Origin of the sequence: Massilia oculi, from assembly GCF_017582745.1 — a bacterium.
GTDB lineage: Bacteria > Pseudomonadota > Gammaproteobacteria > Burkholderiales > Burkholderiaceae_D > Telluria > Telluria oculi_A.
Genome location: NZ_JAFVIM010000020.1, coordinates 38,596 through 58,096 on the forward strand (window position 1 = coordinate 38,596; position 19,501 = coordinate 58,096).

Below are 19,501 nucleotides of genomic sequence, written 5' to 3' on the forward strand. Positions count from 1 at the left end.
GCTATGAAAACCATGATTGACATGATCATCGAGCAGCGGCGCCGCAACCTGGGCGGCAGTTTCGAGGTCGGCCGCGTGCTGCCGTTCGCCAAGCGGCGCATGGTGGGGCCGTTCATCTTCTTCGACCATATCGGCCCGCTTGACCTGGCGCCGGGCATCGACCGCAGCGTCGACGTGCGCGCGCATCCCCATATCGGCCTGTCGACGGTGACCTATCTGTTCTCGGGCCGGATCATGCACCGCGACAGCCTGGGCGTCCAACAGGAGATCCATCCGCACGAAGTCAACTGGATGACCGCGGGCAGCGGCATCACGCACAGCGAGCGCTTCGAGCACGCGCGGGCGCACGGCGACCACCTGCACGGCATCCAGGCCTGGGTCGCGCTGCCAGACGGGATGGAAGAAATCGACCCATCGTTCTCGCACCATTCCGGCGCCGACCTGCCGCAGTGGCAGGATGGCGGCGTCACCGGGCAGCTCATCGCCGGCAGCGCCTATGGCCTCTCCGCCGCCGCGAAGACCTGTTCGCCGCTGTTCTATGCCCACCTCGACATGCAGCCGGGATCCACCGCCGAGATCCCCGGCGGCTACAAGGAACGCGCCCTGTACATCGCCACCGGCGCGGTGGAAGTCGATGGAATGCGCCACGAGAGCGGCCGGATGCTGGTGCTGGGCGCGGCGGCCTCCCGCGTCAAGGCGCTGGAGCACGCGACCGTGATGGTGCTGGGCGGGGAGCCGGTCGGCGAGCGCCACCTGTACTGGAACTTCGTTTCGTCTTCCAAGGACCGCCTGGCGCAGGCGGCGGCCGACTGGCAGGCGGGCAGGATGAAGCTGCCGGATGCGGACGACAAGGAGTTCACTCCGCTGCCGGATGCGCCGCCGCCTCCGGTGGCGGGCAATGGCGCCGCCGTCGATCGTGCATCACCTCTATGAAAGGTCCGGCCGTGTCGATCGACCACTTCCCCATCGGCCTCGAGATGGATGTCGCCTATCCCGAATTCCAGGTCAGCCTGACGCTGCTGTCGTCGACACAGCTGAAATTCGAGATCAAGGACGGGCCGTTTGCCCGATCCGAAATCGTCGCCATCCAGGTCGCCCCGCTGGGCAACGGCATGTTTGCCGTGAGCTGGCAGGAAAACGACGGCGCCAGCGTCGTCAATGTCCAGGACTACGATCGTGGCGTGGTCCACTCGTACGCGACGCTGCCCGGCGGACGATTCCTGCGCATGGAAGGCGCCATCACCGTCACGCAGCCTGCACTACGGGCGTCGGACGGGCGCCCGCGGCGCAACAAGGCGCTGGTGCTCGAGGCGATGACCTCGTTGTTCCAGGCGCACGATGCGTCGGCGGTCGACCGCCTCTATGCCGCGGATTACATCCAGCACAATCCCGACATCCCGCAGGGCAGAGACGCCCTGCGGGCGCTGGTGGCCGGCATGTCGAAAGACGTTCACTACGAACCGGGCATGATGGTTGCCGAGGGCGACCTGGTTGCCATCCACGGACGCATCCGGGGTTGGGCCGCCGCGCCGCAGGTGGTGGTCGACATGTTCCGTATCGAGGATGGCAGGTTGGCCGAACATTGGGACGTGTTGCAGGATGAAGTGCCGGTCAGGACGGCTGGAGGCGTCGCGATGTTCGATCCGCGGGAAGGACAGCGCAGCGTCCCTCGATAACGATGCGGTCGCCGCATGCGGCCGCGAACCCGCCTTCGGTATCCCGCTGGAACAGCGCAATGCTCGAGCCCAGGGGGACCGGCAGACGGAAGCGGCACCAGACCGATGTGATCTCCTGGCCGGAAGCCGTTTGCAGCAGCGAACAGGCTTTCGCCAGCGTATGCGCCCCATGGATGATCGGCGTACGCATGCCCATCAGGCGCGCCGACCATGGCCACAGGTGAATCGGATTCCAGTCGCCCGACAAGGCCGCATAGCGCCGGCCGGCGTCACGCGCGACGGTCCACCCTCCGAGCTCCTGGCCACGCGGCGCCTCGGGCGGCGGCGCATCGCGGCGCGCGCGGCTACCGCGCCTGATCAGATAAGTGCTGTCGCAGGAAAAGGCCAGCCGTTCGCCGTCGAAGGCGCGCGTCTCCAGCACGGCGTGCAAGGCGCCGTTCGGGGCAGGGGGCGGCAATTGCATGGCGGTCGTCACCGCCAGCGGCGCATCAGGCAAGACCGGGCCGTGCATCGCCAGCCGGTTCTCGACATGGATCAGGCCCGGAATGCGAAACGGGATCGGGCAGGCCAGCATGGTCGCCAGCTGCGCGCGCTGCGCCAGCAGGTAGAGAAAGGTGAGCGGAACCGCATCGCCCTGGAATCCAAACGCGGTGTTATAGCGGCGCAGGTGATCGGCGTCGATCCGTTCGAGGCGCCAGGTGGCGTCGACCTGGCCGGTCGACGAGCGCGCCGGCTGCTTGAGCAGCGCACGCAGCAGCATGGCCGCGCCAAACGGGGGAAGTGAAGGGAGGGAGGCAGTGCTCATCCGTGCAGGATAACATCGTCGCCATACCTCTACCGTTCGACCATGCAGATCATGATGTCCCGGTTCTGACACAGCAAAATCAGCCTGCTAACCGCAGGAACCGTCATTGTCGCTCGATCAACGCATTGCTACCTTACTGATTCCAAAGCGCGCCCCGGCGCTTGGTCAATTTAAGGATTAGATATTATGAGCAAGAATGGACTCAACGCACTCCTGCGCCCGGAAGACAGCATCGTCGTTCTCATCGATCACCAGCCATTCCAGTTCGCCTGCCTGAAAAGCCATGAGCCGACCATGATCATGAATAACGTGGTCGGCCTGGCCAGGGCGGCAAAAGTCTTCGATGTGCCGACGATCCTGACAACCGTGCTGGAAGAGCGCGGCGGTTATCTCATCAAGGAACTGCAGGCAGTCTTCCCTGAACAAAAGCCGATCGATCGCACCTTCATCAATACCTGGGAAGATTCGAAGGTGACCGACATCGTCAAGAAGAGCGGCCGCAAGCAGCTGGTGCTCGCCGGGCTGTACACCGAGATCTGCCTGGCGATGCCGGCGATCCAGGCCGCGGGCGAGGGCTATGACGTCTTCGTCGTCACCGACGCATCCGGCGGCGTGAGCGAGGAAGCGCACGACATGGCCGTGCGCCGCATGGTCGCAGCCGGCTGCACACCGATCACCTGGTTTGCCATCCTGTCCGAGTGGCAGCGCGACTATGCGCGCGAGAGCACGCTCGAGGGCGTCACCAACATCATCTACGAAAACGGCGGCGCCGCCTCGGTGGCCCTGTCGTGGGAAACCCAGCTGCTCGCTGCTCCCCGCGCCAAAAACTAAACCTGGCTTGATTGCCCTTAAGTTAGCGTAAGAGTCGTCGTTCCCGCGCAGGCGGGAACCTCATTCTGCAAACGTTTCGACGACATTGGCAGAACTTCGGTTCCCGCCTGCGCGGGAACGACGTGGCGACTCAGGCCGCCTTGGCCTGGGTCACGCGCCGCGTGATGTGCGCCAGCGCCGCATCGACCTGGTCGATCAGGACCAGGCACAGGTCGCCCTCGTCCAGGCGGTCGAGCGCGCGGTCGATGGCGACGAACTCGCCATTGATCTCTTCCACGTGCCCGGTGCGGGTGGCGCCGGCCAGGCCCGCGCGCAGCAGCGCGATCACTTCGCCATCGGCGCGGCCGCGCTGGCACTGGTCCTGGTACAGCAGCACGTCGTCGAAGGACTTGCCCAGGATTTCGGTCTGCTGGCGGATGTCCTGGTCGCGGCGGTCGCCGGCGCCGCTGATCACCACCGAACGGCGCTTGGCCGGCATGCCTTCGACCGCATTGACCAGGGCCGCGATCGCGTCCGGATTGTGGCCATAGTCGGCGATCACGGTCGCGCCGCGGTAGTCGAACACATTGAAACGGCCCGGCGCGTTGTCGCTCTCGCCCACGAAGGTTTTCAGGCCCAGGCGGATCGCATCCCACGACGTGCCGGTCGCCCATGCAGCCGCGACGGAGGCCATCACGTTCTCGACCTGGAAGCCCACCACGCCACCACGGGTGATCGGCACTTCCTTCATGTCGATGCGCTCCACAAAACTGCCTTGCGCCGCCACCAGGTGGCCTTCCTCGACGAACACGACGCGGCGGCCCTGGGCGCGGTGCATCGCCATGATCGGATTGCCGACGTCCTGGGCGAAGAAGGTGACTTCGCCGCGGGTCTTCTCGGCCATCGCCGCCACGGTCGGGTCGGCGGCATTGAGTACCGCCATGCCGCCCACGGCCACGTTCTGCACGATCACGCGTTTCAGTACTGCCAGGTCTTCCAGCGTGGTGATGTAGTTCAGGCCCAGGTGGTCGCCTGCGCCGATATTGGTCACCACCGCGACCTGGCATTTGTCGAAGGCCAGGCCTTCGCGCAGCAGGCCGCCGCGCGCCGTCTCGAACACGGCGGCGTCGACGTCCGGGTGCAGCAGCACGTTGCGCGCGCTGCGCGGACCGCTGCAGTCGCCGCTGTCGATGCGGCGGCCTTCGATGTAGACGCCGTCGGTATTGGTCATGCCGGTGCGCAGGCCCGACGCGGTGAGCAGGTGCGCGATCAGGCGCACAGTGGTGGTCTTGCCGTTGGTGCCGGTCACTGCCACCACCGGGATACGGCCGTCGTCGCCATCCTTGAACAGGGTGTCGATGATCGCTTCGCCGATCGCGCGCGGCTTGCCGAACGACGGCGCCAGGTGCATGCGCAGGCCCGGGGCGGCATTGACTTCGACGATGCCGCCGCCCACGTCTTCCATGGGTTTGAGCACGCTGTCGGCCACCAGGTCGACGCCGCAGATGTCCAGGCCGATCATGTGGGCGGCGGCGATCGCGCGCTCGGCCACTTCAGGGTGGACGTCGTCCGTCACGTCGGTGGCGGTGCCGCCGGTCGACAGGTTGGCGTTGTTGCGCAGGACCACGCGCTGGCCCAGGGCCGGGACCGAGTCGGCGTTCATCCCTTGCTGCACCAGGGTGCCGAGGGCGATGTCGTCGAATCGGATCTTGGTCAGCGAGGTCGCGTGGCCGTCGCCGCGGCGCGGGTCGCGATTGACTTCTTCGACCAGTTCGCGCACGGTGTGCTTGCCGTCGCCGATCACTTGCGGCGGTTCGCGGCGCGCGGCGGCGACCATCTTGTCGCCCACCACCAGCAGGCGATAGTCGTGGCCCGGCAGGTAGCGCTCGACCAGGATGTCGTCGCGGAATTCGCTGGCCGCCTTGAAGCCGGCGTCGAGCTGTTCACGGGTGGTGACGTTGACCGTCACGCCCTTGCCCTGGTTGCCGTCCTTCGGCTTGATCACGACCGGCAGGCCGATTTCCATGGCCGCGGCCCAGGCATCAATCGGGTCGACCACGCTGCGGCCCTGCGGCACCGGCACGCCGGCCGCATCCAGCAGCTTCTTGGTCAGTTCCTTGTCCTGGGCGATCGATTCGGCGATGGCGCCGGTGGCGTCGATTTCGGCGGCCTGGATGCGGCGCTGGCGGCTGCCCCAGCCGAACATCACCATGCTGCCTTCGGTCATGCGGCGGAACGGGATGTTGCGGGCCACGGCGGCCTGCACGATCGAGCCGGTCGATGGACCCAGGCGCACGTCTTCATCCAGGTCGCGCAACTGCTTGAGCGCGGCGGCCAGGTCGAACGGGGTGTCGTCGCGGGCCGATTGGATCAGCTGCTGCGCCAGGTCCAGCGCCAGGCGGCCGACGTCTTCCTCGCTGTATTCGACCACGACCTGGTAGATGCCGGTTTCCAGGGTGGCGGTGGTGCGGCTGAAAGTGACCGGGCAGCCGGCTTCGGCCTGCAGCGTCCGCGCCACCAGTTCGAGCACCTGCGCCAGCGGCACCCTGTCGTCATGGCCATAGGGCTGCAGGGCTCCCATCTGCGGGAAGCGCACGCGCAGGCGCGCTTCGAAACCGGCCAGAGCGTCGATCGATGCTTCCTCCGGCGTGCACGCCACGATGGCCTCGACCGAGGTGTGATGGCTCCAGAGATTGGGGCCACGCAGGGCCCGTACGCGAGATACTTCCATAAACCGTCTTCCTTTATTGATGGATTACTTCTTCGGCGTCGCGTCGAAGGCGCGCAGGCCGCCGCACAGCAGGTCGCTCGGCACGCCGAGCGCCCACGCGGCGGCCACCGCGGCCAGCACGTTCTCCGGATACTTCACGGTCGACGGCTTCATCGCCGCCAGCGCGATCAGCGGCGTCTCTTGCTCGCCCGCGGCCAGCACGATGCGGCCGTCGCGTGCGAACACCACGCGTTCGCCATCCTGGCGATGCGCGGCCAGGATCGGGTTGGTTTCATCGGCCGCGTAATAGATCACGCTGCCGTCGCACAGTTCGGCCAGGCCGGCGACTCGTTCGTCGGCCGCGTTCAGCACCGCCACGCCGTCCGGCAGGATCACGTCGACCTGGCTGCGGATCACGTTGCGCATCGCATCCTCGTCGCGCACGTAGAAATCGGCCACGTCCTCGATGCCGTTCATGTCGGTCACCACGCCCACCGTGCAGCGGTCGTAGGGCAGGCCGTCCTGCAGGATCGAGCGCGCGTTCGATTCGAACACGGCGGTTTCCACGTTGCGGTTGATCAGGATGCGCTGGGCGGCCTCGACGCCGGTCGAATCGCGGGTCGAGATGGCGCGCGCGTTCAGGTACAGGCCTTCGCCGTTGGCGACGCCGACTTCCTTGCGCGTGATGTTGACCAGGCAGCCGACCAGGCGCGTGATCAGGCTGCAGCCCTTCGAGCCGGTTACGCCGACCACCGGGATGCGCGCCGTTTCGCCCTCGGCGAACAGGTGGTCGACGATGTCCTTGCCGACGTTGCGCGCTGTGCCGCTGGCCGGCTTCATGTGGGCCAGCAGGCCCGGGCTGGCATTGACTTCGATGATGGCGCCGCGCTGCTCTTCCAGGGGACGCGAGATGTCTTCGCACACCAGGTCGATGCCGGCGATGTCCAGGCCGACGATGCGCGCGGCCAGGGCGGCGGCGTGCGCGACGTCGGGGTGCACCAGGTCGGTCACGTCGTCGGCGACGTTGCCGTTCACCTGGATCAGCACTTTCTGGCCTTCGGCCGGAATTGAATCGGGCGTCAGGCCCTGGCGCTGCAGCTGCAGCTGGTTCTCTTCGCTCTCGCGCGGCTTGACGGGGCTGAGCGGGAATTCCTCGCTCTCGCCGCGGCGCGGATCGACGTTGATCTGGGTTTCGCACAGCTCGGCCACGTTGCTCCGGCCGTCGCCCGTCACCCAGACCGACTCGCCGCGTGCGGCAGCCACCACCTTGCGGCCGACCACCAGCAGGCGGTGCTCGTTGCCCGTGACGTAACGCTCGACGAGGACCGACTTGCTTTCGCCTTCTTCCGAAGCGATGGTATAGGCGGCCTTGACTTCGGCCTCGGTCAGCAGGTTGAGCGACACGCCGCGACCATGGTTGGCGTCGATCGGTTTCACGACCACCGGCAGGCCGATGTCCTGGGCCTCGTCCCATGCATCCTCGGGGCTGCGCGCGATCGCGCCTTCCGGCACCGGCACGCCGCAGGAGGAGAGCAGGGACTTGGTCATGTCCTTGTCGCTGGCGATGCCTTCGGCGATCGCGCTGGTGCGGTCGGTCTCGGCGGTCCAGATGCGGCGCTGGGCCGCGCCATAGCCGAGCTGCACCAGGTTGCCGTCGGTCAGGCGAATCGACGGGATGCGGCGATCGGTTGCGGCATCCACGATGTGGGCGGTGGACGGGCCCAGGCAGTGGCGGTCGACCATGTCGGTCAGGCGCGCGACTTCGGCCGGCAGGTCGAACGGCTCGTCGTTGATCGCGGCCATCATCAGGCGGTGGGCGACGTCGAGCGCGGCGCGGCCGACGGTCTCGTCGCGGGTACGGAAGGCCATCTTGTAGATGGCGTGCTCGCCGGTCGAACGGGTCTTGCCGAAGCCGGTCTTCATGCCGGCCAGGTTCTGCACCTCGAGCACGACGTGTTCGAGGATGTGGCCAGCCCAGGTGCCGTCACGCAGGCGCTCCAGTAAGCCGCCGCGGTAGCCGACGCCGCAATGGTGCTCGACCAGTCCGGGCAGCCAGGCGGTCAGGCGCTCGGTGAAGCCGGGAAGAAGGTTCGAGGGGTAGTCTTCCAGCTCGCCGATGTCGAGCCAGGCCTCGAGTACCGGACGGTAGGTCCAGATATTCGGTCCGCGCAGATAGGTAACGCGCAGGAATTTGATGTCATTCTTCTTGGTCATGTAATCACTTTTGCCGCCTGACGCCTCTCTCGCGCTGGCGACTTGTCCTTGTCTGCCCGACTTTCAAAACGGTGCCGAAAGCGGCCATGTACACACCAACTCATGTACACTTGCCGGCCTGCTGCGCCGCAACATTCCTACTAACACGTTTCTCGTGTCATCCAAACGATACGCAGAAACGTTCTAGCGCTCTGTGGAGCGTTTCACGCAACGGCGTAACGACGGTCCTTGTGCAACGCCGATCCGGCGCCATGTCCACCCTTAGAGAACAAAAGCCTGTTATCGGGCGCAATACATGACAACTCAACAACCTGCTATTCCATCGTCGCTTGCGATAGCCGCCAGTTCCGTACCTGAACAGTGGCAAAGTGACGTCGCGAAACAGCTTGCACCAGGGGAAAACGTTTTAAGCAGCGTGGAGGTTGACCTCGACGCGAAATTACATTTTTCAAAAGGCCTGGTGCTGGTGACGAATCGCCGCCTGCTGGCGCGCGCGCCGGGCGCGACCGTCTGGCGCGACTGGCCGCACCGCGCGGGCACCGCGCTGCGCCACCATGACCACGCCGGCGTCGGACATCTCGAGCTGGTCGACGAAGGCGGGCTGCTGGCCGCCTGGCGCTTCACGCTGGGCCAGAACCTGCACGCGATCCGCGTCGCCGACGGTTTCCGCGACCAGGTCCACAGCGTGGCCACGGGCGTTCCCGTGCAGCCGCCGGACCAGCACACTTGCCCGAGTTGCAAGGCTCCGCTCGAGCCGGACCAGGAAGACTGCCCGATCTGCGAGAAAGTGCTGCATACGCCGCCGTCGACCTGGACCCTGTTCCGCCTGTGGCGCTTCGCCAGGCCCTATAAAGGGCAGTTGCTGCTGGGCTTCCTGCTGATGCTGGGCTCGACCGGCGCGCACATGATTCCGCCTTACCTGACGATGCCGCTGATGGACAATGTCCTGATCCCGTACCAGAACGGGCAGGCGATCGACACCAGTCTTGTCTATTTATACATGGGCGGCCTGTTCGGCGCCGCACTGCTGGCCTGGCTGCTGGGCTGGGCCAAGACCTATGTGCTGGCGCTGGCCTCCGAGCGCATCGGCGCCGACCTGCGCTCGACCACGTATGAACACCTGATGCGGCTGTCGCTGGAATTTTTCGGCGGCAAGCGCACCGGCGACCTGATGGCGCGCATCGGCAGCGGTTCGGACCGGATCTGCGTCTTCCTGTCGCTGCACCTGCTCGACTTCTTGTCGGACGTGCTGATGATCATCATGACGGGCATCATCCTGTTCACCATCAACCCGTGGCTGGCCGTGGTGACCCTGCTGCCGCTGCCGTTCATCGCCTGGATGATCCACATCGTGCGCGACAAGCTGCGCACCGGCTTCGAGAAAATCGACCGCGTCTGGGGCGAGGTGACCAATGTGCTGGCCGACACCATCCCCGGCATCCGGGTAGTGAAGGCCTTTGCCCAGGAAAAGCGAGAAGCAGCCCGCTTCCGCGAAGCCAACAAGCACAACCTCGCCGTCAACGACAAGCTGAACCGGGTGTGGTCGCTGTTCTCGCCGACAGTTTCCTTCCTGACGGAACTGGGCTTGCTCGTGATCTGGTGCTTCGGCATCTGGCAGGTGTCGCGCGGCGACATCACGGTCGGCACGCTGTCGGCCTTCATCGCCTACAGCGGCCGCTTCTACGTGCGCCTGGATTCGATGAGCCGCATCGTGTCGGTGACGCAGAAATCGGCCTCGGCCGCCAAGCGCATCTTCGACATCCTCGACCACGTCTCGAGCGTGCCGGACCCGGTCAATCCGGTGAAGGTCGACAAGATCGAGGGCAATATCGAACTGCGCGAAGTCGGTTTCCGTTACGGCAACCGCGCGGTCAACCGCGGTATCTCGCTCAAGATCAAGGCTGGCGAGATGGTCGGCCTGGTCGGCCACAGCGGTTCGGGCAAGAGCACGCTGGTCAACCTGATCTGCCGCTTCTACGACGTGGCCGAAGGCGCGATCCTGCTCGATGGCCAGGACATCCGCTCGTTTGCCGTGGCCGACTACCGCCGCAACATCGGCCTGGTGCTGCAGGAGCCTTTCCTGTTCTTCGGCACCATTGCCGACAACATCGCCTACGGCAAGCCGCATGCGACGCGCGAAGAAATCATCGCCGCCGCCCGCGCCGCCCACGCCCACGAATTCATCCTGCGCCTGCCGCAGGGCTACGATTCGATGGTCGGCGAGCGCGGCCAGGGCCTGTCGGGCGGCGAGCGCCAGCGCATCTCGATCGCGCGCGCGCTGCTGATCGATCCGCCGATCCTGATCCTGGACGAGGCGACCTCGTCGGTGGACTCGGAAACCGAAAAAGAAATCCAGAAGGCGCTCGACAATCTCGTGCAGGGCCGCACCACGATCGCCATCGCGCACCGCCTGTCGACCCTGCACCGGGCCGACCGCCTGGTGGTGCTGGACCGCGGCGTGGTGGTCGAAGAAGGCAGCCACGACGAACTGATGGCGCGCGAAGGCGCTTACCACCGCCTCTACGAAGCGCAGGCGCGCAACGTGGACCAGGATCTGGACGACAAGGACGCATGATGACGCAAATGAGGACGAGCATTTCGACTATTCCCTTCCAGCTGCGCCGCGACAGTTTTGGAAAACTCGTGATCACGCTGGAGAACGGGGAGGAGTGGGTCGGCGTGATGCCGGTGCGAGCCTTCCCGATCCAGGCGCCGACCAAGGGCATTTCGCTGGTGCGCGATGGCGGCAAGGAAGTCGCCTGGATCGACGACCTGGCCGAGATGCCGGACACGATCCGCACCCTGATCCGCGAGGAAATCGAGGGCCGCGAGTTCATTCCCGAGATCCTGGCCATCAAGGACGTGTCGAGCTTCGCCACGCCCTGCACCTGGTTCGTCAAAACCGATCGCGGCGACACCGAGTTCGTGCTGAAGGTCGACGAGGACATCCGCCGCATCGGCGAAGCCTCGCTGCTGGTGGCGGACAGCCACGGCATCAACTTCCTGGTGCGCGATATGTTCAAGATCGACAAGCATAGCCGCAAGATCCTCGACCGCTTCTTGTAAAACCGCGGTGAACCTGCATTGAACCGAACGCCGGGCAATTCCATTGCCCAGCGTTCGGCTACCCACATACCGGCGGTAGCGATCCGGCTACAGTCTTCTCATCGGCCACATGGCCATCCTCTCAGGAGAAGACTATGGATTCCATCAACCGCAACCAACCCGAAGAAAACCGCCGCGACCTGGCCGGCATGGACGCCATCGAGCGCATCAAGGACATGATCGACGACGCCGATTCGTGCTTCTTCTGCACCGGCAATGGCCAGGGCCCGAGCCGCGGCGTGCGCCCGATGAGCGTGCGCGAGACCGACGATGCGGGCGCCATCTGGTTCCTGAGCAGCATCGACAGCCACAAGAACCAGGAATTGCAGGCCAATCCGACCGTCAAATTGTTCTTCCAGTCCGGCAAGCATTCCGGCTTCCTGGAACTGGACGGCCATGCCGAGATCTCGCAAGACAAGGCGCGCATCAAGCAGTTGTGGAACTCGATGCTCAAGACCTGGTTCACCGAGGGCGAGGACGATCCGCGCATCACCGTCATCAAGATCACGCCCAAGACCGGCTACTACTGGGACAACAAGCACGGCGATGCGGTGGCCGGCGTCAAGGTCGCGGTCGGCGCGGTGATCGGCAAGACGCTGGACGATTCGATCGAAGGTACACTGTCCTTCTAATTCAGAGAGGGGAGGCAGGCGGGTGCATTTCATCCTGGCGACGATCGGCTCGGCCGGCGACCTCTTTCCCTTCCTCTGGATCGGCCGCGCGCTGCGCGAGCGCGGCAACCGGGTCGATTTCCTCGGCCCGCAGCAGCATGCGCAATACGTCGAGGCGGCCGGACTCACTTTTCACGGCTTGCCGGCCGATATGGCCGTGCTCGACCATCCCGACCTGTGGCATGCCACCCGCGGCCTGGCCGTGGTGTGGGACGCGACGCGGCCGGCGATGGCGCAGCTGCCGCGGGTGGTCGAAGCGCTGGCCCGCAAACAGCCGAACGAGCGGCGCGTACTGCTCGTTCATCCGCTGGCGCTGCCCGAGGCCGACCTGTGCCGCCACGCCTGTCCCGGCCTGAAGATCGCGGCGGCCTGGTTGGCGCCGTCCAACCTGCCGACCGTGCACGATCCGCTGCTGCTCGGTCCCTGGCCGGTGCCGACCTGGGTGCCGCATGGCGCACGCCGCTGGCTGTGGCGCACATTGGCGGCGCGCTTCCTCGACCCGGTGGCGCTGCCGGGCCTGAACACGGCGCGCGTGGAACGGGGCTTGCCGCAGGTCGACAGCATGGTCGATTTCATCCCCTCCATTCCCGACCTGTCGCTGGCGCTGTTCCCCGACTGGTTCGCCGCGCCGGCGCCGGATTGGCCCCGGCCGCTCTGCCAGGCCGGCTTCCCGCTCTACGACCCCGACCCGAATGCCGCGCCGGGCTTTGATCTGCGCGCCTTCCTCGATGGCGGCGCGCCGCCGGTGGTGTTCACGCCCGGCACCGGCAACCGCCAGGCGCGCGGCTATTTCGAGGCGGCAGCGCAGGCGGTGACGGAACTCGGCCTGCGCGCGGTATTCCTGACGCCGCACTTCGAGCAGTTGCCGGCCACGCTCGCCCCCGAGATCTGCTGGCAGGACTACGTCCCGCTGAAGGCTTTATTGCCCCACGTCGCGGCCCTGGTCCACCATGGCGGGATCGGCACCACTGCCGAAGCCTTGCGGGCCGGCACGCCTCAACTGGTCGTGCCGCTGGCGCACGACCAGTTCGACAATGCGGCGCGGGTGGTGGCGATGGGGGCCGGCGCGAGCCTGCATGCGACCCGTGTCACGCCGGCGCGCATGGCGAAGGCTTTGCGACAGGTGGTCGGGAACACGCAGGTCGCGGCACGCAGCGCCGGGCTCGCCGAGCGGTTCGCGGGGCAGTGCGGCGTCGATGGGCTGTGTGCACGGCTGGAAACCCTGGCTTGACCGCATTGTTGGCAAGCGCACCGACGTCGGGCGCCCGCAGGCGTCCAATGAGGTTTTTCGACGTTGCCGGAGGGCAGATGCCCAGCAAAACTTCCAACAAGAAAAGTATGGACAAAAGCAGGGCCGAAGACGGCTACGTCCACGTGCGCGGCGCGCGCGAACACAATCTGAAGAACGTCGACCTCGACATCCCGCGCGGGCAGCTGGTGGTGTTTACCGGCGTCTCCGGCTCGGGTAAATCTTCGCTGGCCTTCGGCACCCTGTATGCGGAAGCCCAGCGGCGCTACCTGGAATCGGTCTCGCCCTATGCGCGCCGCCTGTTCCACCAGATGCCGGTGCCCGAGGTCGACGAGATCGAGGGCTTGCCGCCGGCTGTGGCCCTGCAGCAGCAGCGTGGCACGCCGACCGCGCGCTCGTCGGTCGGCAGCGTCAGCACCTTGAGCAATTCCCTGCGCATGCTGTACTCGCGCGCCGGCGACTATCCGCCGGGGCAGGAGCTGCTGTATGCCGAATCGTTCTCGCCCAACACCCCGCAAGGCGCCTGTCCGCGCTGCTCGGGACTGGGTCGCATCTACGACGTGACCGAGCACTCGATGGTGCCGGACGACAGCCTCACGATCCGCGAGCGGGCGATCGCCGCCTGGCCGCCGGCCTGGCATGGACAGAACCTGCGCGACATCCTGGTCACCCTCGGCTACGACGTCGACACCCCATGGCGCGATTTGCCGAAGAAGGACCGCGACTGGATCCTGTACACGGACGAGAGCCCGACGGTGCCGGTGTATGCCGGCCTCACGCCGAAGGAGACGAAGGCGGCATTGAGGCGCAAGGACACGCCCAGCTACCAGGGCACCTTCACCGGCGTGCGGCGCTACGTGATGCAGACCTTCGCCAATACCGAAAGCGCCTCGATGAAGAAGCGCGTGGCGCGCTATATGGTCAGCACCGCCTGCCCGGAATGCGAAGGCAAGCGCCTGCGGCGCGAATCGCTGTCGGTCACCTTTGCCGGCCATGACATCGCCGAGATCTCGCGCCTGCCGCTGGCGCGCCTGGCCGAGCTGCTCCAGCCCTACGCTCAAGGAAAAGACAAAGATGATCGTCACCTGCACAACGAGCAGCTGATCGTGCGCCGCCGCATCGCCGCCGACCTGGCTGCGCGCCTGGAGGTGCTGCTTGCGCTGGGCCTGGGCTACCTGGCGCTGGAGCGCAGCACGCCGACCCTGTCGCCGGGCGAGTTGCAGCGCCTGCGCCTGGCGACGCAAGTGCGATCGAGCCTGTTCGGGGTGGTCTACGTGCTGGATGAACCGTCGAGCGGCCTGCATCCGGCCGACACCGAAGCGCTGCTCGATGCGCTGGCCCAGTTGAAGGCGGCCGGCAACTCGCTGTTCGTGGTCGAACATGCGCTGGACGTGATCCGGCAGGCCGACTGGCTGGTCGACGTCGGCCCGCTGGCCGGCGAGCGCGGCGGCCAGGTGTTATATAGCGGCGTGCCGGAAGGGCTGCGCACGGTCGAGAAGTCGCAGACCCGGCGCTACCTGTTCGGCGAAGCGCCGCCGCCGCAGCGCACCCCGCGCGCACCAAGCGGCTGGCTGAAGCTCGCCGGCGTCCACCGCAACAACCTGAAAGACCTGGAAGTCGACTTCCCGCTCGGCGTGCTGACGAGCGTGACCGGCGTGTCGGGCTCCGGCAAGTCGAGTCTCGTGAGCCAGGTGCTGGTCGAGCTGGTGGGCCAGGCCCTGGGGCAGGGCGGCGCGGCGCAGGAAGAGCAGCCGGACGAGCCGGACCTGGAACGCGACGAGGAACTGCCGCTGGAGGGCCGCATCGTGTCCGGCATGGAGGGCGTGCGGCGCCTGGTGCGGGTCGACCAGAAACCGATCGGCCGCACGCCGCGCTCGAACCTGGCCACCTACACCGGCCTGTTCGACCAGGTGAGAAAGCTGTTTGCCGCGACCAAGGATGCGAAGAAGCGCCGCTACGATGCCGGCCGCTTCTCGTTCAACGTCGCCAAGGGCCGCTGCGAGCATTGCGCCGGCGAGGGCTTCGTGATGGTCGAGCTGCTGTTCCTGCCCAGCGTCTACGCGCCGTGCCCGACTTGCGAGGGCGCGCGCTACAACGCCGAAACGCTGGAGGTGACTTATCGCGGCAAGAACATCGCCGAGGTGCTGGGCATGACGGTGGGCGAGGCGATCGCGTTCTTCAAGGACGAGCCGCTGGTCGAGCGCTCTTTGGAAGTGCTCAACGAGGTCGGCCTGGATTACCTGCGCCTGGGCCAGCCGGCCACTGAGCTCTCTGGCGGCGAGGCGCAGCGGATCAAGCTGGCCTCCGAACTGCAGCGCGCCACGCGCGGCAATGCGCTGTATGTACTGGACGAGCCGACCACCGGCCTGCACCCGGTCGACGCCGACCGCCTGATGGTGCAATTGAACCGCCTGGTCGATGCCGGCAACACCGTGATCGTGGTCGAGCACACGATGCGGGTGGTGGCCGGCAGCGATTGGGTGATCGACGTCGGCCCCGGCGCCGGCGACGAAGGCGGTTCCGTGGTGGCGTCCGGTCCACCCCAGGAAGTCGCGCGCAACAAGAAAAGTCGCACTGCGCGCTACCTGGCGGCGCAGATGAATCAGTGAAAGTCAGGAAAACCGGCGTGCCGAGCGGTGCGCCCAATTTATGTTCACTTTGATAAGATCGTTCTCTTGCCAGCCGGAACGTGCTTGCGCACGACCGTGCCACTTTGGTGTGCGCTGAATTTCACACTTGCGTTACACTTAGGATATTTTTTTTCTAACAGAACAACAGGCATGGCCGGTCCAACCATCGAAAACAGCGAGTTTCGCCGCATCCTCTCCCGCAATGTCGCGCTGCCACTGGGCATGAGCATTGTTAGTGCGATTGTGTTTGTGGGCATCATCGCCTACCTGATCAACAGCCTGACCTGGGTCGAGCATTCCCAGAAGGTGATCGGGGGCGCCCATGAAATCCGCAAGCTGTCGGCCGAGATGGAATCGGGCATGCGCGGCTATCTGCTGGCCGGCGACGAAGACTTCCTGTCGCCCTATGTCCTCTCCAGGCAACGCATGGCGTCCAGCCTGGAATCGCTGAGCGACCTGGTCAAGGACAACCTGGCCCAGGCCGAGCGCCTGACCCGCATTACCCAGATCCAGCAGCAGTGGGAAAGCTTTGCCCAGGAAATGATCGATCGCCGCCGGTCCAATGACCCGAGCTATCTCGATGCCGTGAGAAGCGGCCGCGGCAAGGCCCTGACCGATGAGATGCGCCGCAACTTCGACCTGGTGCTGGCGTCGGAAATGCGCCTGCTGCAGGAGCGCAGCGATTCGGCGCGCAGCACCACCTTCTGGTCGGTGGCGGCCTTCCTGATCCTGTCCGCGATTGTCGGCGGCAGCCTGGCCGCCTTCGGCCGGCGCCAACTGGTGCGCCTGTCAGACACCTATAACGAGGTGCTGCGGCACGAGGCAGAGCACAACGACAAGCTGCGCCACCAGGACTGGCTGCGCACCGGCCAGAACGAACTGAATGTGCGCAGCGCCGGCCAGATCAACCTGGAGCCCCTGGCCGAGGCCGTGCTGCCCTATGTGGTCAAATACCTCGACGGCGCGATCGGCGCCATGTACGTGCGCAGCGACGATGGCGCCATGCGCCGCATCGGCGCCTACGGCTTCACCCATACCGAGACCGAGCGCGCCGAGATCATCGCGCCGGGCAGCACGCTGGCCAGCAAGGCCGCCGAAGAGAACCGCCTGATGGTGCTCGACCAGCTGCCGCCCGACTATATCAAGGTCAGTTCGAGCCTGGGCGACACGCCGCCGCGCGCCCTGGTCATCGCGCCATTCCACAACCACGGCAAGGTCAAGGGCGTGTTCGAGATCGCCTTCCTGCGTCCGGTGGAGCAGCGCGACCGCGAATTCCTGGGCTTCATCGCGCAATCGGTCGGCGCCGCCATGGCGGCCGTCCTGTACCGCCAGCGCCTGCAGGATGCGCTGGAAGAAAGCCAGACCCTGAACGAGGAACTGCAGGTGCAGCAGGAGGAGCTGCGCACCGCCAACGAAGAGCTGGAAGAACAGTCGCGCGCGCTGGAAGAATCGCAGTCGGCGCTGGAAAACCAGCAGGCCGAGCTGCGCACCACCAACGACCAGCTGGCCGAGCAGGCGCTGAACCTGGACATGAAGAACTCGGCCCTGCAATCGGCCCAGGAGCAGCTGCACCAGCGCGCGGTCGAACTCGAAAGCGCGAGCCGCTACAAGTCCGAATTCCTGGCCAATATGTCGCACGAGCTGCGCACGCCGCTGAACAGCTCCCTGATCCTGGCCAAGCTGCTGGCCGACAACTCCGGCGGCAACCTCTCCGACGAGCAGGTACGCTTCGCCCAGACGATCTACTCGGCCGGCAACGACCTGCTGCAGCTGATCAACGATATCCTCGACATCTCGAAAGTGGAGGCGGGCAAGCTGGAACTGGTGCCGGAAGACGTGCCGGTACGGCGCGTGGTCGAGGGTCTGGCGCGCACCTTCGAGCCGCTGGCCCGCCAGAAGCAGCTCGAGTTCAGGATCGCCGTCGAGCCAGGCGTGCCGGCCAGCCTGCACACCGACCGCCAGCGCATGGAGCAGATCCTCAAGAACCTGCTGTCGAATGCCGTGAAGTTCACCGAAGTCGGCGCGGTCAGCTTGACGGTGTCGACCACGCCCGAGGGCGACATCGCCTTCCGCGTGCAGGACACCGGCATCGGCATCGCGCCCGACCAGCAGGACAAGATCTTCGACGCCTTCCACCAGGCCGACGGCACCACCAGCCGCCGCTTCGGCGGCACCGGCCTGGGCCTGTCGATCACGCGCGACCTGACCCGCCTGCTGGGCGGCAGCGTGGCCGTGTCGAGCGCGCCGAACGAGGGCAGCGTGTTCACCCTGGTCCTGCCGCGCGGGATTCCGGCGGTGCCGGCGCCGGCCGAGCTGCCGGGCGCGTCGGCCCCGCTGCCGCATTACACGCCGGCGCCCGCACCGGCGCCGAGCGCACCGGCGCCTGCGGCCAGCCCCGAACCGATCAACAGCTTCCCGGACGACCGCGACAAGCCGGCTGACGGCCGCCGCACCGTGCTGGTGGTGGAGGACGAGGCGCCGTTCGCGCGCATCCTGTACGACCTGGCGCGCGAACTCGATTATCGCTGCCTGGTGGCGATGAGCGCCGACGAAGGCCTGGCGCTGGCCGTCAGCCAGCGTCCGGACGCCGTGCTGCTCGACGTGCGCCTGCCGGACCGCTCGGGCCTGACCGTGCTGCAGCAATTGAAGGACAATCCGTCGACCCGCCATATCCCGGTGCACGTCATCTCGAGCATCGAGAACGGCGGCGAAGCCCTGCACCTGGGCGCCATCGGTTATGCGCTCAAGCCGACCAGCCGCGAAGAGCTGGAAGAGGTGTTCCGCAAGCTGCAGGAGAAGTCGAGCCAGAAGATCAAGCGCGTGCTGCTGGTCGAAGACGACGAGCGCCAGCGCGAGAGCGTGGTGGCCCTGATCGCCGACGACGACGTCGAGATCGCGGCCGTGGGCACCGCCAGCGAGGCGTTGACCCACCTGAAGAACGAGATCTTCGATTGCATGATCATCGACCTCAAGCTGCCCGACATGCAGGGCGGCGAGCTGCTCGAGCGCATGTCGCAGGAAGAGCTGTGCTCCTTCCCGCCGGTGATCGTATACACCGGCCGCAACCTGACGCGCGACGAAGAAGCGCAGCTGCTGCGCTATTCGCGCTCGATCATCATCAAGGGCGCGCGCTCGCCGGAACGCCTGCTGGACGAAGTGACGCTGTTCCTGCACAAGGTGGAGTCCGAGCTGTCGACCGAGCGCCAGAGCATGCTCAAGGCGGTGCGCGGGCGCGATCGCGTGTTCGAAGGCCGCACCATCCTGCTGGTCGACGACGACGTGCGCAATGTGTTCGCACTGACTTCCGCGCTGGAGCAGCGCGGCGCCCGGATCGAAGTCGGCCGCAATGGATTCGAAGCGATTGCAAAACTGGATGAAGTGCCGGGGATCGACCTGGTGCTGATGGATATCATGATGCCGGGCATGGACGGCCTGGAAGCGACGCGCCGCATTCGCGCCGACGGCCGCTTCGACCGCCTGCCGATCATCGCCATCACCGCCAAGGCCATGAAGGACGACCAGGAGCAGTGCCTGGCCGCCGGCGCCAACGATTACCTGGCCAAACCGATTGACCTCTCCCGCCTGTACTCGCTGCTGCGGGTCTGGATGCCCACCCTGGAGCGAATTTGAG

The 19,501-nt window shown here is 66.2% G+C and carries 12 protein-coding genes; 9 read left to right on the forward strand and 3 right to left on the reverse strand.

Features of this window, described 5'->3' with window-relative positions; genetic code table 11:
* Window positions 1-12 precede the first annotated feature (12 nt).
* Window positions 13-933: a pirin family protein gene (locus J3U95_RS20530; protein WP_208280516.1), complete on the forward strand. Its 921-nt coding sequence runs from the start codon at window positions 13-15 to the stop codon at window positions 931-933.
* Entirely contained in the window at window positions 930-1,676 is a 747-nt protein-coding gene (locus J3U95_RS28430; RefSeq protein ID WP_229519996.1) for a nuclear transport factor 2 family protein, read from the forward strand. The genes J3U95_RS20530 and J3U95_RS28430 overlap by 4 nt, the downstream gene beginning before the upstream one ends.
* Here J3U95_RS28430 and J3U95_RS20540 read toward each other — a convergent pair.
* Window positions 1,612-2,436 (reverse strand): MaoC family dehydratase, encoded by an 825-nt coding sequence (locus tag J3U95_RS20540; protein WP_208280517.1) that lies wholly within the window; start codon window positions 2,434-2,436, stop codon window positions 1,612-1,614. The genes J3U95_RS28430 and J3U95_RS20540 overlap by 65 nt on opposite strands.
* 231 nt (window positions 2,437-2,667) lie before the next feature.
* Here J3U95_RS20540 and J3U95_RS20545 point away from each other — a divergent pair, with 231 nt between their 5' ends.
* Window positions 2,668-3,312, forward strand: coding sequence for a hydrolase (locus J3U95_RS20545; protein WP_208280518.1), 645 nt, complete (start codon window positions 2,668-2,670; stop codon window positions 3,310-3,312).
* Between the two features lie 130 nt (window positions 3,313-3,442).
* Here J3U95_RS20545 and cphA read toward each other — a convergent pair whose 3' ends face one another.
* Window positions 3,443-6,022, reverse strand: coding sequence for a cyanophycin synthetase (gene cphA / locus J3U95_RS20550; RefSeq protein ID WP_208280519.1), 2,580 nt, complete (start codon window positions 6,020-6,022; stop codon window positions 3,443-3,445).
* 24 nt (window positions 6,023-6,046) lie between these two features.
* Window positions 6,047-8,215 carry a cyanophycin synthetase gene (locus J3U95_RS20555; RefSeq protein ID WP_208280520.1) on the reverse strand — a complete coding sequence of 723 codons (2,169 nt, stop codon included), beginning with the start codon at window positions 8,213-8,215 and terminating at the stop codon, window positions 6,047-6,049.
* Between the two features lie 295 nt (window positions 8,216-8,510).
* Between J3U95_RS20555 and J3U95_RS20560 the strand changes: the two genes are divergently transcribed.
* The 6 genes from J3U95_RS20560 (at window position 8,511) to J3U95_RS20585 (ending at window position 19,500) form a co-directional block, all read left to right on the forward strand.
* Window positions 8,511-10,790: a cyanophycin metabolism-associated ABC transporter gene (locus J3U95_RS20560; RefSeq protein WP_208280521.1), complete on the forward strand. Its 2,280-nt coding sequence runs from the start codon at window positions 8,511-8,513 to the stop codon at window positions 10,788-10,790.
* Between the two features lie 8 nt (window positions 10,791-10,798).
* On the forward strand, window positions 10,799-11,281 hold the full coding sequence (locus J3U95_RS20565; protein ID WP_208280522.1) for a cyanophycin metabolism-associated DUF1854 family protein: 483 nt from the start codon (window positions 10,799-10,801) through the stop codon (window positions 11,279-11,281).
* Between the two features lie 134 nt (window positions 11,282-11,415).
* Window positions 11,416-11,952, forward strand: coding sequence for a pyridoxamine 5'-phosphate oxidase family protein (locus tag J3U95_RS20570; RefSeq protein ID WP_208280523.1), 537 nt, complete (start codon window positions 11,416-11,418; stop codon window positions 11,950-11,952).
* A gap of 22 nt (window positions 11,953-11,974) precedes the next feature.
* A complete protein-coding gene (locus tag J3U95_RS20575) occupies window positions 11,975-13,222 on the forward strand; it encodes a glycosyltransferase (RefSeq protein ID WP_208280524.1) in 1,248 nt (415 codons plus the stop codon).
* Window positions 13,223-13,329: 107 nt separating this feature from the next.
* Window positions 13,330-15,849 carry an excinuclease ABC subunit UvrA gene (gene uvrA, locus J3U95_RS20580; RefSeq protein WP_229519997.1) on the forward strand — a complete coding sequence of 840 codons (2,520 nt, stop codon included), beginning with the start codon at window positions 13,330-13,332 and terminating at the stop codon, window positions 15,847-15,849.
* A 171-nt stretch (window positions 15,850-16,020) separates the two neighbouring features.
* Window positions 16,021-19,500 carry a response regulator gene (locus J3U95_RS20585; RefSeq protein ID WP_208280526.1) on the forward strand — a complete coding sequence of 1,160 codons (3,480 nt, stop codon included), beginning with the start codon at window positions 16,021-16,023 and terminating at the stop codon, window positions 19,498-19,500.
* Window position 19,501 lies beyond the last annotated feature (1 nt).

Excerpts from the sequence above, each read along its gene's own strand:
- J3U95_RS20545 (WP_208280518.1), top strand. The coding sequence starts at position 2,668 with ATGAGCAAGAATGGACTCAACGCACTCCTGCGCCCGGAAGACAGCATC.
- J3U95_RS20560 (WP_208280521.1), top strand. The coding sequence starts at position 8,511 with ATGACAACTCAACAACCTGCTATTCCATCGTCGCTTGCGATAGCCGCC.
- uvrA (WP_229519997.1), top strand. The coding sequence starts at position 13,330 with ATGGACAAAAGCAGGGCCGAAGACGGCTACGTCCACGTGCGCGGCGCG.
- J3U95_RS20565 (WP_208280522.1), top strand. The coding sequence starts at position 10,799 with ATGAGGACGAGCATTTCGACTATTCCCTTCCAGCTGCGCCGCGACAGT.
- J3U95_RS28430 (WP_229519996.1), top strand. The coding sequence starts at position 930 with ATGAAAGGTCCGGCCGTGTCGATCGACCACTTCCCCATCGGCCTCGAG.
- J3U95_RS20555 (WP_208280520.1), bottom strand. The coding sequence starts at position 8,215 with ATGACCAAGAAGAATGACATCAAATTCCTGCGCGTTACCTATCTGCGC.
- J3U95_RS20585 (WP_208280526.1), top strand. The coding sequence starts at position 16,021 with ATGGCCGGTCCAACCATCGAAAACAGCGAGTTTCGCCGCATCCTCTCC.
- J3U95_RS20570 (WP_208280523.1), top strand. The coding sequence starts at position 11,416 with ATGGATTCCATCAACCGCAACCAACCCGAAGAAAACCGCCGCGACCTG.
- J3U95_RS20530 (WP_208280516.1), top strand. The coding sequence starts at position 13 with ATGATTGACATGATCATCGAGCAGCGGCGCCGCAACCTGGGCGGCAGT.
- J3U95_RS20540 (WP_208280517.1), bottom strand. The coding sequence starts at position 2,436 with ATGCTGCTGCGTGCGCTGCTCAAGCAGCCGGCGCGCTCGTCGACCGGC.
- cphA (WP_208280519.1), bottom strand. The coding sequence starts at position 6,022 with ATGGAAGTATCTCGCGTACGGGCCCTGCGTGGCCCCAATCTCTGGAGC.